The organism is Cellulomonas algicola (assembly GCF_003851725.1).
GTDB classification, from domain to species: domain Bacteria; phylum Actinomycetota; class Actinomycetes; order Actinomycetales; family Cellulomonadaceae; genus Cellulomonas; species Cellulomonas algicola.
In genome coordinates this window covers 24,591-38,842 of the sequence record NZ_BHYL01000125.1, presented here as the reverse complement: position 1 = coordinate 38,842, position 14,252 = coordinate 24,591, and the positions used below count along the sequence as shown (strand labels likewise).

Below are 14,252 nucleotides of genomic sequence, written 5' to 3'. Positions count from 1 at the left end.
CGCCGGGTCCGGCACCGGCCCGGACTCCGGCCCCGGCTCCCGCGCCGGCGGCGGCACCGGCTCCCGCTCCCGAGCGGACGACGAGCGACCGCCACGCACCGGTCGCGCCGGCCGCAGCCCGCTCGTCGGCCCGTCACCAGCGGCACCGTCGCGGTGCCCGTCTCGGTCGACGCCGCCGCCGTGCGCGCGGGCGCCCGGACGTGCGAGGCGACCGTCAACGACGCGCTCCTGTGGGCGTGGGCGCGCGCGTACCACCGCGCCGACCTCGCGCGCGGCGGGCCGGGCGAGCAGGTGGCCCTGTCGGTGCCGGCGACGCTGCCCGGGACGCCGTTCGGCAACCACCTCGGGACGTTGCGGGTCGCCGTGCCCGCCGACCTCCTCGGCGACCCGGCCGACGGGCTCGCCCGGCTCGCCGCCCGGACGCGGTCCGCGAAGCGGCGGCTCCGGCCGTGGGCGTGGCCGCTCGCCCCGTTCGGCGCCCGGCTCGTCGCCGGGCTCGGCCTGCTGCCCTGGTTCCTGTGCCGCCAGCGCCTCATCAGCACCGTCGTCACGCACGCGCCCGGCCCGCCGGGTCCCGTCCGGCTCGTCGGCGTGCCGCTCGTCGCCACCGTCCCGCTCGTGCCGCTCGTCGGCAACGTCACGACGTGCGTCGCCGCGCTCTCGATCAGCGGGCGGCTCGACGCGGCCGTCCTGTGCGCGCCGGAGTCCGCCGACCTCGTGCAGACCCTCGCCGACGACCTGCGCGACGGCCTCCGACAGGTCGCGGACCTCGCCCGGCGCCTACCGTGAGGGCATGCCTCGCACCGTCGCCACCCACCGCACCGTCGAGCTGCCCGAGCTCCTGGACTTCGTCCGCCCGCGCCACCACTTCCTGCTCGTCACGACGCGCACCGACGGCCGCCCGCAGGTGTCCCCGGTCAGCGGCGGCGTCGACGACCAGGGCCGTCTGGTGATCTCGACCTACCCGGGCCGGGCCAAGACGCGCAACGCCGAGCGCGACGCGCGCGTGACCGTGTGCGTGCTGTCCGACGACTTCGGCGGCGCGTGGGTGCAGGTCGACGGCGACGCCGAGGTGCTGCACATGCCCGAGGCGGAGGACGCACTCGTCGACTACTACCGCTGCATCGCGGGCGAGCACCCGGACTGGGAGGAGTACCGCGCGGCGATGCGCCTGCAGGACAAGTCGCTGATCCGCGTGACGCCGACACGCTGGGGCCCGGTCGCGACGGGCGGCTTCCCGGCCGACGTGGCGGAGCGCCTCGACGCGCTCGACGGCTGACCCGACCGTGCTGCGCCGCGCGGAGGAGCTGCACGACGCGGCCGTCGCGGTCGTCGCCGCCGAGCGCGCCGCGCTGGCCGCGGCGGGCGTCCCGGGCGAGCTCGTGTGGGTCGGCGCGTCGAGCGTGCCAGGTGCGCTGACCAGGGGTGACGTCGACCTGCACCTGCGCGTCCCGCCCGAGGAGTTCGACGCGGCCGTCGCGCTCGTCCGGCGCGACCACGCCGTCGTCCACCCCGAGATCTGGTGCGCGACGCTCGCGACGTTCGCGGTCGACGCACCCCTGCCCGCGGGCCTGGCCGTGACACCGCTGGGCTCCGAGCACGACGTGCGGTTCACGCGCACGTGGGCGCTGCTGCGCGCCGACGCCGCCCTGCTCGTGGAGCACAACCGCGTGAAGGCCGAGGCGGACGAGAGCGCGCCCGACGAGTACGAGGCGCGCAAGTCCGCGTTCTTCGACCGGGTCCTCGCCGCCGACGGGACCGGCGATCCTGCCGGTGACGGCACCGGCTGACGCGCGCGGCGGCACCGGCCGAGGCACGCGTTGGCACCGCGCGAGGCACGCGGCGGCACCAGACGACGCACGGGGCGTCACCGCCAGAGGCCGCGCTCCGTCAGCACGTCGCGCAGCACGTCGGCGCGGTCGGAGATCAGTCCGTCGACGCCGAGGTCGAGCAGCGTCCGCATGTCGTCGGCGTCGTCCACCGTCCACACGTGCACGAGCACCCCGGCGGCGTGGGCTGCCTCGACGTGGCGGGCGGCGAGCACCTGCCGCCCGCGGAACCGCCACGGCACCTGGTAGACGTCGAACCGTCGACGGGACCGCGCGTGGAACCGCACGCGACCGCCGCTGCGCAGGAAGGCGACGGCCTCGGTCGTCCCGGCCGACGTGGCGACGGGCCGCGACAGCCGTGCGACGGTCGCGTCGCGCCGCGCCGCCGAGAACGACGCGACGCACACGCGGTCGTGCGCGCCGGTCCGCTCGATCGCGTCGGCGACGGGCACGATGCCCGACCGCTCCTTGACGTCGACGTTCACGCGCAGGTCGGGCCACGTGCCGAGCACGTCCTCGAGCAGCGGCACCGGTTCGACACCGCCGATCCGCGCCTCCCGCACGCGGTCCCACGGCAGGTCGGAGACGCGTCCGGTGCCGTCGGTCGTGCGGTCGAGCGTGGCGTCGTGCAGCGCCACGGCCCGCCCGTCGGCGGTGCCGTGCGCGTCGGTCTCGACGTACGTGAAGCCGAGGTCGACCGCGGCCTGGAACGCGGTCAGCGAGTTCTCCAGCCCGTCGGGCGAGAAGCCGCGGTGCGCGAGCGCGGCGACGCCACCGGGTGCGTCGAGGTACGGATGCTTCACGTCGGCCCTCCCGGTCCTAGCACAGCACAGCCCCGCTGACCTGCGCGATCCGTCGAGGGCGGCGACGATGGCCTCATGACGAACCTCGCACGTGCCGCCCGCGCCGCCGGTCAGCTGGGCCTCGGGGCCGCGCTCCTCACCGCCGGCACCGGCCACCTGACCAACGCCCGGGAGGAGTTCCAGGCCCAGGTCCCGTCGTGGTTCCCCGCCGACGCCGACACCGTGGTCGTGGTGTCGGGCGTCGTCGAGCTCGCTCTCGGCACGGCGCTCGTCGCGACGTGGAAGCAGCCGGCGCGCGCGTGGGTCGGAGCCGCGGCCGCCGCGTTCTTCGTCGCGATCTTCCCCGGCAACGTCGCGCAGCTCGTCGAGCGCAAGGACGGCTTCGGGCTCGACTCGGACGCCAAGCGTGCCGCGCGGCTCGTGTTCCAGCCGGCGCTCGTGGCGTGGGCGCTCGCGGCGACCGACGCGCGCCGCCGACTGCTCCCCCGCTGACCTTCCGCGGCGCCGCCTGCTCCGTGCGACGCCGCGACGAAGCGGCGCGCGTCGGGTCAGGCCGGTGAGCGGTCCCCCAGCCACGGCTCGAGCACGTCCTGCCGCCCGAGCCACGGCGCGAGCCCGGCGCGGTGCTCGGACTCGGTCGTGAGCACGTCGCCGAACGCGTCGACGAGGTCGCCGGCCCAGTCCCCGACGCCGGTGAACACGAGGCGCGTGTCGGGCTCTCGGCGCCCCCACGTCCCGAGCTGGCCGACGGACAGCTGACCGCCGGCGCCGTCCCACACGCACACGGAGTCGGGCCGCGTGGGCACCCAGAACCGTCCGCGACTGCGTGCGGGCACGTTGCCGAGCCGCTCCACGTGTGCGACGAGGCGCTCGGGGTGCAGTGGCCGCGCCGACCGCAGGTCGAGGGTCCACACGCCGTGCGCCGTCGGGGCACCCGGGTGCGGGGCGGCGCGCAGCGGGTCAGCGCGACGGTCGGCGCGGGCCGGGTCGTGGAGGCCGCGGAGCAGCGCGCGCGGGTCGACGCCGTGGCGCCCGTCGACGCGCCGGCTGTCGGGTGCGCGCAGGTGGTCGAGCAGGTCGGACGCGACGGGGTGCGCGGCGCGGTCGCCGCCGACGAGCAGCGTGTCGACGTGCCCGATCTGGGCCGCGAGCGCCTCGCCGACCGCGCGCCGGTCGTCGTGCGTGAGCGCGAGCCCGCGCTCGGCGAGGAGGTCGTCGCCGAGCAGGTCGTCGGCGAACGTGTCGAGGTCGACGGCCGCGACGACGTCGGCGAGCCGCAGCCCGCGCGCACCGGGCAGCCCGGCGGACCCGGCGCGACGGCCCGACCGGGCGAGCGCACGGGACACGGGCAGGGACTCGGCGCCGACGGGCAGCGCGAGCACGACGGCGTCCCAGCGCGGGTCGCGTGCGAGACGTTCGAGCTGCGGGACGGCGTCCTCGCGGACGGCGCACGACAGGCACGCGTGCTCGAGCGGGACCTCGGTGTCCTCCAGGACGCCGTCACCGCTCACGATCACGCGGCGGATCCGGCCGCCGTCCTCGTCGTCGAGGATGTCGTGGCGCAGGACGACGAGGCGCGGGTGGTCGGTGACGAGGCCGAAGACGGTCGTGTCGCGCACGACGGGGTCCACGGTCGCGAGGACGACGAGCGGCGTAGGAGGCGTCATGGCGCACACCGTACGTCTTGACGAGAACGGTTATCAATACCTACGGTGACCGCCATGTCCGCTCGCTGCCAGGTGCTCGGCACCACCCCCGGGTTCGGCCATGCCGTCTCCCACTCCCACCGCCGCACGAAGCGCCGCTGGGACCCGAACGTCCAGCGACGGCGGTACTACGTGCCGTCGCTGCGCCGCCGCGTCACTCTCACCGTCTCGGCGCGCGGCATCAGGACGATCGACCGGCTGGGCATCGACGTCGTCGTGGCCCGCATGCTCGCGCGCGGCGAGCGGCTGCGATGAGCGGCGCCCGCCGCGCCGACCTGCGCCCGGTCATCAGGCTCCGGTCCACCGCCGGCACCGGGTTCACGTACGTCACGCGCAAGAACCGCCGCAACGACCCCGACCGCCTCGTGCTGCGCAAGTTCGACCCTGTCGTCCGACGTCACGTCGACTTCCGCGAGGAGCGCTGATGGCCAAGACGAGCAAGATCGCCCGCGACGCGCAGCGTCGGCAGGTCGTCGCCCGGTACGCCGAGCGACGCGCCGCGCTCAAGCGCGCGTCCGTCGACCCCGCCCGCACGCCCGAGCAGCGCGCGACGGCGATGGCCGCGCTGCACGCCCTCCCCCGCGACGCCTCACCAGTGCGGCTGCGCAACCGCGACGTCGTCGACGGCCGCGCGCGCGGCTACTGGCGGGCGTTCGGCCTGTCGCGCATCCGGCTGCGGGAGATGGCGCACCGCGGCGAGCTGCCCGGCGTCACCACGTCCAGCTGGTGACCCACCCCCGTCCCACCCCGACAGGAGCACCGCCCGTGAAGAAGGACCTCCACCCCGACTACCACCCCGTCGTCTTCCGCGACGCGTCCGCCGACTTCGCGTTCCTCACGCGGTCGACAGCCACGTCCGCGAAGACCGTCGAGTGGACCGACGGGAACACCTACCCCGTCATCGACGTCGAGATCTCCTCGGCGAGCCACCCCTTCTCCACCGGCACCGCGCGCGTCGTGGACACCGCGGGGCGCGTCGAGAAGTTCCGCCGCCGCTACGGCCGCCCGGCCGCGCAGACCCCCGAGGAGCCCGCATGAAGGTCCGCGCGTCGCTCGCGTCGCTCAAGAAGAAGGACGGCTCGATCGTCGTCCGGCGCCGCGGCACGACCTACGTGATCAACAAGCGCAACCCGCGGTGGAAGGCGAGGCAGGGCTGATGGCGGTCCCCAAGCGCCGGCTGAGCCGTGCCCGCACCCGCGCGCGCCGCTCGCGGTGGAAGGCGGACGAGCCCGCGCTCGTCCCGGTGACCGTCGACGGCCGCACGGTGCACGTGCCGCGCCGGCTGGTCCGGGCGGTCGAGCGCGGACTCCTCCGCCTCGACCTCTGAGCCCGGCTCAGTCGCGGGCGCCGCAGGGGTCGTGCGCCACCGCGTCCTCGGCCCGGCTCTCGACGCCCGCACCGGACGGGTCGACGAGCGTCGGCTCCTCCGGCGCGGGCCGCGGCGACGGCAGCGCGTCGACGTCGGGCACGACCGACTCGAGCACGGCCGACCCGTCGGCGGGCCCGTCGGCGACGAGGGTCGTCGGCACCGCGCCGACCCCGGTGACCGGCTGCTGCGCGAGGCGGCGCGCGGCGGCGACGTAGGCGGGGACGAGCAGCGCGACCGCGCCGATCCAGGCGAGCGGGTTGCCCCAGACGACTCCGTCGTACCCATAGGACGCCCCGAGGACGACGGCGGCGCCGACGCGGCAGACGAGCTCGATCGCGCCCGTGACGGTCGGGACGACGGTCTGCCCGAGGCCCTGCAGGGCGCCGCGCAGCACGAAGAGCACGCCGAGCACGACGTAGAGCAGGCCGTTGACGAGCAGCAGGTGCGCGGCCATGCCGACCACGGACTCCTCGCCCTCGCCGACGAAGAGCCGGACGATCGCGCCGCCGCCGGCGACGAGGACGGCGCCGATGAGGACGGACCCCACGACGGACATCCAGACGGCCTGGACGACGCCGCGGCGGATGCGGTCGGGGCGCCCGCCGCCGAGGTTCTGGGCGACGAAGGTGGACACGGCGAGGCCGAGCGACGCGAGCAGCGCGACGGCGAGCCCGTCGACGCGTGCGGCGGTCGTGTAGGCGGCGACGGCGTCGGAGCCGAGCTCGTTGAGCCGGACCTGCACGGCGAGGGTGCCGATCGCGATGATCGACGCCTGGAAGCCCATGGGCAGGCCGAGCCGCAGGTGCAGGCGCAGCTCGTCGCCGGTGACCCGCCAGTCGGACCGGTGGACGCGCAGGACGGGCACGCGCCGCCGGACGTGGTCGAGGCAGAGCGCGACGGACACGCCCTGCGCGACGACGGTCGACAGCGCGGCGCCGCCGACGCCCCAGTCGAGCCAGGCCACCGCGCCGACGACCAGCACGATGTTGAGCACGCAGCTCACCGTGAGGAACACGAGCGGGGTGCGCGAGTCGCCGATGGCGCGGATCACGGCGGACAGGAAGTTGAAGAACATCATCGTGCTCGCGCCGAGGAAGCTGATGACGGCGAACGTCGTCGCCTGCGGCAGCAGCTCCTCGGGCGTCTGCAGCAGGCGCAGCGCGGGCGCGGCGAGCAGCGGCGCGCCGACGGTGAGCACGAGGCTCGTGACGCCCGACAGGATCGCGCCGGCCGCGACGGAGCGACGCACGGCGTGGTGGTCGCCGGCGCCGAACGCCTGCGCGGTGGGGATCGCGAAGCCGTTCGTCATGCCCCACGCGAAGCCGAGCAGCAGGAAGAGCAGCGAGCCGGTGGCGCCGACGGCGGCGAGCGCGTCGACGCCGAGGATGCGGCCCACGACCATGGCGTCGGCGGCCTGGTACAGCTGCTGGACGACGTTGCCGACGAGCAGGGGGACGGCGAAGAGGAGGATGACGCGCCAGGGGCGACCGGCGGTGAGGACCTTGGGCACAGCGATTCCCGGGACAGGAGTGGGCGGGCTGGGGAGGAGCGCGGTGGTCGGGTCGTGCCGGTCGCGTCAGGCATCGATCGTATCGATACGACCCGTCGAGGACGAAACGATTTGATCGTGTCCCGACGTCGCCCGATCGGCTTTCACCCGCTCGGGGGAAGCGCTCCCCTCCGTGATGCGACGGCGTCTGGACCGTTATGGATTCGAAACCCAAAATCAGAGCCGCCCGCTTGACTTCGATTCTCGAACACAGGAGCGTGGTGCGTGCTGCCGGGCGCTGTCGCCCGACGACCAGGCCCCACGGGGGACCGCGCAGCGAGCGGGTCGCTCCCGCGGTTCGACAACCCAGGCACGCCCCAGTGGCGGCCGTCTCAACGACGAGAAGGAGTGGACGATGCGACGCAAGATCTCCATCGCCGCCATCGGCGCAACGCTGGCCCTCGGGCTCGCGGCATGCTCCGGCGGTGGTGCCGGGAGCACGGACGACTCGACCAGCGGTGGCGGCGACGGCGGTGCGGGCCAGCTCGTCGGCGTGGCCATGCCGACGCAGACCTCCGAGCGCTGGATCGCCGACGGCGACGCGGTCAAGGAGGGCCTCGAGGCCGCCGGCTACAAGGTCGACCTCCAGTACGGCAACGACGACATCCCGACGCAGCAGTCGCAGATCGACCAGATGATCACCAAGGGCGCCAAGCTCCTGATCGTCGCCTCGATCGACGGCACCGCGCTCGCCAACCAGCTGCAGGCGGCGGCCGACGCGGGCATCCCCGTCATCGCGTACGACCGCCTCATCCGCGACACCGAGAACGTGGACTTCTACGTCACGTTCGACAACTACAACGTCGGCGTGCAGCAGGCGACCTCGCTGCTCGTGGGCCTCGGCGTCCTCGACGAGGACGGCGTCGCCGTCCCCGACGTCGCGGGTCCGTTCAACGTCGAGCTCTTCGCGGGCTCGCTGGACGACAACAACGCGCACTTCTTCTGGAAGGGCGCGATGGACACGCTGGAGCCCTACATCACGGACGGCGTCATCACCGTCCCGTCGGGCCAGACGGACATCGAGCAGGCGGCCATCCTGCGCTGGCAGCAGGAGACCGCGCAGAAGCGCATGGAGGACCTCCTGACCTCCACGTACGGCGGCGGCACCAAGCTCGACGGCGTGCTCTCCCCGTACGACGGCCTGTCGCGCGGCATCATCACGGCGCTGCAGAACGCGGGCTACGGCCCGACGCGCTCCGACGCCAAGCCCATGCCGGTCATCACCGGCCAGGACGCCGAGATCGCGTCGGTCAAGCTCATCCAGGACGACGTCCAGTTCTCGACGATCTTCAAGGACACGCGCAAGCTCGCCGAGCAGGCCGTCTCCTCCGCCGACGAGTTCCTCTCGGGTGAGACCCCCGAGTCGAACGACAAGGACACGTACGACAACGGCGTGAAGGTCGTGCCGTCGTACCTCCTGACGTCGGACATCGTCTACGCCAACAACATCCAGGCGCTGCTGATCGACTCCGGCTACTGGACGGCCGAGCAGGTGGAGAAGGGTCAGGCCTGACCTTCCACCCGCGGGCCACGCCGCACGCCGCGGCCGGCCGGCGCCCCACGAGGGCGTCGGTCGGCCCGGCCGGCGGGCCCACGCCACGAGCAACCAGAGAGGCGGTCGGACGCGGATGAGCACCATCCTCGAGATGCAGTCGATCACCAAGACGTTCCCTGGGGTCAAGGCCCTCCAGGACGTCAACCTCGTCGTCGAGCGCGGTGAGATCCACGCGATCTGCGGGGAGAACGGCGCCGGGAAGTCGACGCTCATGAAGGTCCTGTCGGGCGTGTACCCGCACGGGACCTACGACGGCCGGATCCTGTTCGAGGGCGAGGAGGTCGCCTTCGGGTCGATCAACGACTCCGAGGACAAGGGCATCGTCATCATCCACCAGGAGCTCGCCCTGGTCCCCTACCTGTCGGTGGCCGAGAACATCTTCCTCGGCAACGAGCAGCGGGGCGCCGGCGGCCTCATCGACTGGAACCGCACGAACGCGGAGGCCGCGCAGCTCCTCGCGCGCGTCGGCCTCGACGAGCTCCCCGTGACGCCCGTCGGTCAGCTCGGCGTCGGCAAGCAGCAGCTCATCGAGATCGCCAAGGCGCTGTCGAAGAAGGTCAAGCTCCTCATCCTCGACGAGCCGACCGCCGCGCTGAACGACAACGACTCCGAGCACCTGCTCGAGCTGCTGCGCCAGCTCAAGGACCACGGCATCACCTCGATCATGATCAGCCACAAGCTGAACGAGATCGCCGAGATCGCCGACTCCACGACGATCATCCGTGACGGCAAGACCATCGAGACGCTCGACATGTTGCGTGACGGCGTCACGCAGGAGCGCATCATCCGCGGCATGGTCGGCCGCGACCTCGAGCACCGGTACCCCCCGCACGAGTCGACCCCCGGCGAGGAGGTGCTGCGCGTGGAGGACTGGACCGTCCACCACCCGACGCAGCCCGACCGCGTGGTCGTCGACAACGCCTCGTTCTCCGTGCGCGCCGGCGAGATCGTCGGCATCGCCGGACTCATGGGCGCCGGTCGCACCGAGCTCGCGATGAGCCTGTTCGGCCGCACCTACGGGAGCGACATCCGCGGCCGCGTGTACCTGCGCGGTGAGGAGATCCGCACCCGCAGCGTCGACGAGGCCATCGGCCACGGCATCGCGTACGCGACCGAGGACCGCAAGAAGTACGGCCTCAACCTCATCGAGGACATCCGCACCAACATCTCCGCCGCGAGCCTGCGCAAGCTGTCCCGCCTGGGCTTCGTCAACGGCAACGAGGAGATCAAGGTCGCGGAGGACTACCGCAAGTCCATGAACATCAAGAGCCCGACCGTCATGGCGCTCGCCGGGAAGCTCTCCGGGGGCAACCAGCAGAAGGTCGTCCTCTCCAAGTGGATCTACACCGACCCGGACGTGCTGATCCTCGACGAGCCGACGCGCGGGATCGACGTCGGCGCGAAGTACGAGATCTACACGATCATCAACCGGCTCGCGGACCAGGGGAAGGCGATCGTCGTCATCTCCTCGGAGCTGCCCGAGCTGCTCGGCATCTGCGACCGGATCTACACCCTGGCCTTCGGCCGGGTCACCGGTCAGCTGCCTCGCGGTGAGGCCACCCAGGAGAGCCTCATGGAGCTCATGACCAAGGAAAGGGAGAACGCCTGATGACTGCCGTCGCGGGTCTCAAGGACATCTTCACGCGCAACCTGCGCACGAGCGGCATCTACATCGCGTTCGTCGCCATCATCGGGCTCTTCACCATCCTCACGGACGGCATGCTGCTGAGCCCCGGCAACATCACCAACATCGTCCTGCAGTACTCGTACATCTTGATCCTGGCGATCGGCATGGTCATCGTGATCATCGCCGGGCACATCGACCTCTCGGTCGGGTCGGTGGTGGCGCTCACCGGGGCGGTCGCGGCGGTGGTCGTCATCAAGAACGGCAGCCCCTGGTGGCTCGGCGTGCTCGCCGCGCTGGCCGTCGGCCTACTCGTCGGGGCGTGGCAGGGCTTCTGGGTGGCGTTCGTCGGGATCCCCGCGTTCATCGTGACGCTGGCCGGCATGCTCCTGTTCCGCGGCATGACGCTGCAGGTGCTCGAGAACGTCTCGCTGTCGCCGTTCCCCGCGGCCTACCAGAAGATCGCCGGTGGCTTCCTCAACGGCATCCTCGGCGGCAACGGCTTCGACGTCTTCACGCTCGTGATCTTCGCGATCGCGATCGCCGGCTACGCCTTCAGCCAGCTCCGCGCCCGCCAGGCCCGCATCAAGTACCAGCAGGCCGTCGAGTCGTTCCCGCTGTTCGTGCTCAAGCTGGTGCTCATCGCGGCCGTCGTCATGGCGTTCGCCTACCAGCTGTCGCGCAGCCGCGGCCTGCCGATCGTGCTGATCATCCTCGGCGTCCTGATCCTCGCCTACCAGATCGTCACGACGAAGACGGTGTTCGGCCGCCACGTCTACGCGATCGGTGGCAACCTGCACGCCGCCGAGCTGTCCGGCGTCAAGGTCAAGAAGATCAACTTCTGGATCTTCGTCAACATGGGCTTCCTCGCCGCCGTCGCCGGCGTCGTGTACTCCTCGCGGTCCAACGGCGCGCAGCCGCAGGCCGGCAACATGTTCGAGCTCGACGCGATCGCCGCGTGCTTCATCGGCGGCGCGTCCACCACGGGCGGCGTCGGCCGCGTCACCGGCGCGATGGTCGGTGGTCTGATCATGGGCGTCATGTCGAACGGCATGCAGCTCATGGGCATCGACCAGTCGGTGCAGCAGATGGTCAAGGGCCTCGTGCTGCTGCTCGCCGTCGCGTTCGACATCTACAACAAGCGTCGCGCGGGCGCCGCTCGCTGATCGCGCACCGGCCGGGTCCCGGCGGCGCTCGACGCCGCGGGGCCCGGCCTTTCGCACACACATCCGACTTCCGGCCTACCGACGCGTTCGCGCAGGCCAGGTAGTCTCTGCCGCGTGAGAGGACGGTAGGCGGTGGCCGGTTCGCAGTCCTCGTTGCGTGAAGCCAACCGCAGCGCCGTCGTCGAGACCGTCAAACGGCACGGCGGGCTCACCCAGGTCGAGCTCGTCGGTGCCACGGGCCTCTCCCCCGCGACCGTCTCCACGATCGTCAAGCAGCTGGTCTCCGACGGCGTCGTCGAGGTCCGCACGACGATCCGCACCGGCCGCCGCGCGCAGCTCGTCACGCTCGCGCACCGCGTCGGGCTCGCCGTCGGGGTGCACGTCGGCCAGCGCCACATCCGCGTCGCGATCGCCGACTTCACGCACGAGGTGCTCGCCGAGCGCGTGCTCCCGATGCCCGTCGACCACCCGGTCGACACGTCCCTCGACCGCACCGCGCTCCTGGTCGTCGACCTGCTCGAGCGCCTCGGCCTCGCGATGCAGGACGTCGTCGGCATCGGCATCGGCCTGCCCGCCCCCGTCGACGACGCGACCGGCATGATCTCCGTGCGCGGCGTCATGCGCGGCTGGGACGAGGTGCACGTCGGGCACGTCCTGTCGAAGCGGCTCGCGCTGCCCGTCTACGTCGACAACGACGCCAACCTGGGCGCCCTCGCCGAGAGCACGCGCGGCGCGTCGCGCGAGTACCGCGACAGCGTCTACGTGCGCGCGTCCTACGGGACCGGCGCCGGCATCATCATCAACCACCAGCTCCACCGCGGGTTCGCCGGCACCGCCGGCGAGATCGGCCACGTCCAGGTCGACCCGCAGGGCGACATCTGCCGCTGCGGCAGCCGCGGGTGCCTCGACACCGTCGTCGGTGCGCGCGCGATCGTCGAGCCCCTGCGCGCGACCCACGGCAACCTCACGCTGCGCGACGTCGTGCAGCGTGCGCGCGAGGGTGACCCCGGGTGCGCCCAGGTCATCGCCGACGCGGGCGCCGAGATCGGAGCCGTCGTGTCCGGCGTGGCCATGACGGTCAACCCGCAGTGCGTCGTCGTCGGCGGCGAGCTCGCCGAGACCGGCGAGATCCTGCTCCGGCCCATGCGGGAGGCGCTGCGGCGGCGCGTCCTGCTCAACCAGATCGCCCCGCTCGAGGTGATCCCCGCCGAGCTCGGCAACGCCGCCGAGGTCGCGGGGGCCATCGCGTTGGTGATGCAGCACGCCGACGTCGACCTGGACCCGCCGGTGACCGCTCAGGAGCGGGCCGACGCATGAACCGCTCGGAGGCATGATGACTGGGACGACCGTGAAGGACGAAGGGCAGGTGCGACCGATGGCGACGATGCCACCCCGCGTGCCGCTGCTGTCCATGAAGCAGATCACCAAGAGCTTCAACGCAGTCGAGGCGCTCGTCGGCGTCGACTTCGAGGTGCACGCGCACGAGGTCGTCGCGCTGGTCGGCGACAACGGCGCGGGCAAGTCGACGCTCGCCAAGATCGTGTCCGGCGTGCTCACGCCCGACTCCGGCATCGTCGAGATCGACGGCGAACCCGTCTCGATCACGTCCCCGTCGGCCGCGCACGCGCTCGGCGTCGCGACCGTCTTCCAGGACCTCGCGCTCTGCGACAACCTCGACGTCACCGCGAACCTGTTCCTCGGCCGCGAGCTCACGCGCGGCGGGTCGGGGCTCAAGGACGGCGAGATGGAGCAGACCACCAAGCGGATCCTGCAGGACCTCAACAGCCCCATCCCGTCGGTCAAGACCGAGCTGCGCGCGCTGTCCGCCGGGCAGCGGCAGTCCGTCGCGATCGCGCGCACGCTCATCGGCAACCCGCGCATCGTCGTGCTCGACGAGCCCACCGCCGCGCTGTCCGTCGCGCAGACCGCCGAGGTGCTCACCCACATCGAGCGCCTGCGCGAGCTCGGCCTCGGCGTCATCCTCATCAGCCACAACATGGTCGACGTGCGCGCGGTGTCCGACCGCATCGAGGTGCTGCGCCACGGGCGCAACAACGGGTCGTTCGACGCCGGCACCGCGAGCTACGAGAGCATCCTGGCCGCCATCACCGGCGCGACGAAGTACACCCAGGGCGGGGACCGGCGGTACGGATGAGCATGTTCGGCCGTCGCCCGCACGTCACCGGCGTCGTCGGTGACGGGTTCGTCGCCGCCGAGGCGCCCGCGCTGCAGACGTCCCTCGTCGCCGCGCTCACCCTGCACGAGCGGGCCGCCGAGCGGCCCGTCACCGTCGAGCTCCGCGTCGACCGCGGCCGCGGCACCCGGCTGGTCCTGAGCGCGCGCAACGTGGTCATCGGGTTCGTGCCGCCCGACGAGGTGCCCCTGCTCGCCGCGCAGCTGCCGTCCGGGAGGGCGCTGCTCGTCGTGCCCGGCGTCGTCTACCACCAGGACGGGCTGTGGCGGCTGTGGGTGGGGCCGGAGCCTTCCTCCTTCCCCGCGCCCGCCGACGACCTCGACACGCTCCCCGTGCCCGACCCGTCGATCGCCGGGATCCCGCTGAAGATCCTGCGACCGAAGGACGACGACGACCGCTGACCGTCTTCTGTCGACAAGCGTCGTCGAACGTCACCTCCTGGTCGACGTCACAGACG

At 72.6% G+C, this 14,252-nt stretch carries 19 protein-coding genes; 16 read left to right on the top strand and 3 right to left on the bottom strand.

Annotation, left to right across the window (positions count from 1 at the left end; genetic code table 11):
- The first annotated feature begins 153 nt into the window (after positions 1-153).
- From CTKZ_RS09500 to CTKZ_RS09490, 3 genes are read left to right on the top strand one after another with little or no spacing between them, the layout of a single operon-like run.
- A complete protein-coding gene (locus CTKZ_RS09500) occupies positions 154-789 on the top strand; it encodes a WS/DGAT domain-containing protein (protein WP_124342728.1) in 636 nt (211 codons plus the stop codon).
- A 4-nt stretch (positions 790-793) separates the two neighbouring features.
- A complete protein-coding gene (locus CTKZ_RS09495; RefSeq protein ID WP_124342727.1) occupies positions 794-1,279 on the top strand; it encodes a PPOX class F420-dependent oxidoreductase in 486 nt (161 codons plus the stop codon).
- A 7-nt stretch (positions 1,280-1,286) separates the two neighbouring features.
- Entirely contained in the window at positions 1,287-1,790 is a 504-nt protein-coding gene (locus CTKZ_RS09490; protein WP_124342726.1) for a GrpB family protein, read from the top strand.
- 77 nt (positions 1,791-1,867) lie between these two features.
- Here the strand turns inward: CTKZ_RS09490 and CTKZ_RS09485 are convergent, their stop codons facing one another.
- Positions 1,868-2,632 (bottom strand): glycerophosphodiester phosphodiesterase family protein, encoded by a 765-nt coding sequence (locus CTKZ_RS09485; protein ID WP_124342725.1) that lies wholly within the window; start codon positions 2,630-2,632, stop codon positions 1,868-1,870.
- Positions 2,633-2,707: 75 nt separating this feature from the next.
- Here CTKZ_RS09485 and CTKZ_RS09480 point away from each other — a divergent pair, with 75 nt between their 5' ends.
- Positions 2,708-3,124, top strand: a complete 417-nt coding sequence (locus tag CTKZ_RS09480) for a DoxX family protein (protein ID WP_124342724.1) — start codon at positions 2,708-2,710, stop codon at positions 3,122-3,124.
- 56 nt (positions 3,125-3,180) lie between these two features.
- On the opposite strand, the gene CTKZ_RS09475 is transcribed toward CTKZ_RS09480, so the two are convergent.
- Positions 3,181-4,299 (bottom strand): CobW family GTP-binding protein, encoded by a 1,119-nt coding sequence (locus tag CTKZ_RS09475; RefSeq protein ID WP_124342723.1) that lies wholly within the window; start codon positions 4,297-4,299, stop codon positions 3,181-3,183.
- Between the two features lie 54 nt (positions 4,300-4,353).
- On the opposite strand from CTKZ_RS09475, the gene rpmB reads away from it, so the two are divergent.
- From rpmB to rpmF, 6 genes are read left to right on the top strand one after another with little or no spacing between them, the layout of a single operon-like run.
- Positions 4,354-4,593: a 50S ribosomal protein L28 gene (gene rpmB / locus CTKZ_RS09470; protein WP_124342722.1), complete on the top strand. Its 240-nt coding sequence runs from the start codon at positions 4,354-4,356 to the stop codon at positions 4,591-4,593.
- Entirely contained in the window at positions 4,590-4,763 is a 174-nt protein-coding gene (gene rpmG, locus CTKZ_RS09465) for a 50S ribosomal protein L33 (protein ID WP_124342721.1), read from the top strand. Before rpmB ends, rpmG begins: the two co-directional genes overlap by 4 nt.
- The gene (gene rpsN, locus CTKZ_RS09460; protein WP_124342720.1) at positions 4,763-5,068 is read left to right on the top strand and encodes a 30S ribosomal protein S14; all 306 of its coding nucleotides are present in this window, start codon (positions 4,763-4,765) and stop codon (positions 5,066-5,068) included. The genes rpmG and rpsN overlap by 1 nt, the downstream gene beginning before the upstream one ends.
- A 35-nt stretch (positions 5,069-5,103) precedes the next feature.
- Complete coding sequence (locus tag CTKZ_RS09455) at positions 5,104-5,376, top strand: type B 50S ribosomal protein L31 (RefSeq protein ID WP_124342719.1); 273 nt, start codon at positions 5,104-5,106, stop codon at positions 5,374-5,376.
- The gene (gene ykgO, locus CTKZ_RS09450; RefSeq protein ID WP_124342718.1) at positions 5,373-5,495 is read left to right on the top strand and encodes a type B 50S ribosomal protein L36; all 123 of its coding nucleotides are present in this window, start codon (positions 5,373-5,375) and stop codon (positions 5,493-5,495) included. Before CTKZ_RS09455 ends, ykgO begins: the two co-directional genes overlap by 4 nt.
- Positions 5,495-5,665: a 50S ribosomal protein L32 gene (gene rpmF / locus CTKZ_RS09445; RefSeq protein WP_124342717.1), complete on the top strand. Its 171-nt coding sequence runs from the start codon at positions 5,495-5,497 to the stop codon at positions 5,663-5,665. The genes ykgO and rpmF overlap by 1 nt, the downstream gene beginning before the upstream one ends.
- Before the next feature lie 7 nt (positions 5,666-5,672).
- On the opposite strand, the gene CTKZ_RS09440 is transcribed toward rpmF, so the two are convergent.
- Positions 5,673-7,217 carry an MATE family efflux transporter gene (locus tag CTKZ_RS09440; RefSeq protein ID WP_124342716.1) on the bottom strand — a complete coding sequence of 515 codons (1,545 nt, stop codon included), beginning with the start codon at positions 7,215-7,217 and terminating at the stop codon, positions 5,673-5,675.
- A 394-nt stretch (positions 7,218-7,611) separates the two neighbouring features.
- Here CTKZ_RS09440 and chvE point away from each other — a divergent pair, with 394 nt between their 5' ends.
- The 6 genes from chvE to CTKZ_RS09410 all read left to right on the top strand — a co-directional run bounded on the left by chvE (position 7,612) and on the right by CTKZ_RS09410 (position 14,196).
- Positions 7,612-8,769 (top strand): multiple monosaccharide ABC transporter substrate-binding protein, encoded by a 1,158-nt coding sequence (chvE, locus tag CTKZ_RS09435; protein ID WP_124342715.1) that lies wholly within the window; start codon positions 7,612-7,614, stop codon positions 8,767-8,769.
- 115 nt (positions 8,770-8,884) lie between these two features.
- Complete coding sequence (gene mmsA / locus CTKZ_RS09430) at positions 8,885-10,420, top strand: multiple monosaccharide ABC transporter ATP-binding protein (protein ID WP_124342714.1); 1,536 nt, start codon at positions 8,885-8,887, stop codon at positions 10,418-10,420.
- On the top strand, positions 10,420-11,601 hold the full coding sequence (mmsB, locus tag CTKZ_RS09425; protein WP_124342713.1) for a multiple monosaccharide ABC transporter permease: 1,182 nt from the start codon (positions 10,420-10,422) through the stop codon (positions 11,599-11,601). The genes mmsA and mmsB overlap by 1 nt, the downstream gene beginning before the upstream one ends.
- 132 nt (positions 11,602-11,733) lie before the next feature.
- On the top strand, positions 11,734-12,918 hold the full coding sequence (locus tag CTKZ_RS09420; RefSeq protein WP_124342712.1) for an ROK family transcriptional regulator: 1,185 nt from the start codon (positions 11,734-11,736) through the stop codon (positions 12,916-12,918).
- A gap of 58 nt (positions 12,919-12,976) precedes the next feature.
- Positions 12,977-13,756 carry an ATP-binding cassette domain-containing protein gene (locus CTKZ_RS09415; protein WP_124342711.1) on the top strand — a complete coding sequence of 260 codons (780 nt, stop codon included), beginning with the start codon at positions 12,977-12,979 and terminating at the stop codon, positions 13,754-13,756.
- Between the two features lie 2 nt (positions 13,757-13,758).
- Complete coding sequence (locus tag CTKZ_RS09410) at positions 13,759-14,196, top strand: hypothetical protein (protein WP_124342710.1); 438 nt, start codon at positions 13,759-13,761, stop codon at positions 14,194-14,196.
- Positions 14,197-14,252 lie beyond the last annotated feature (56 nt).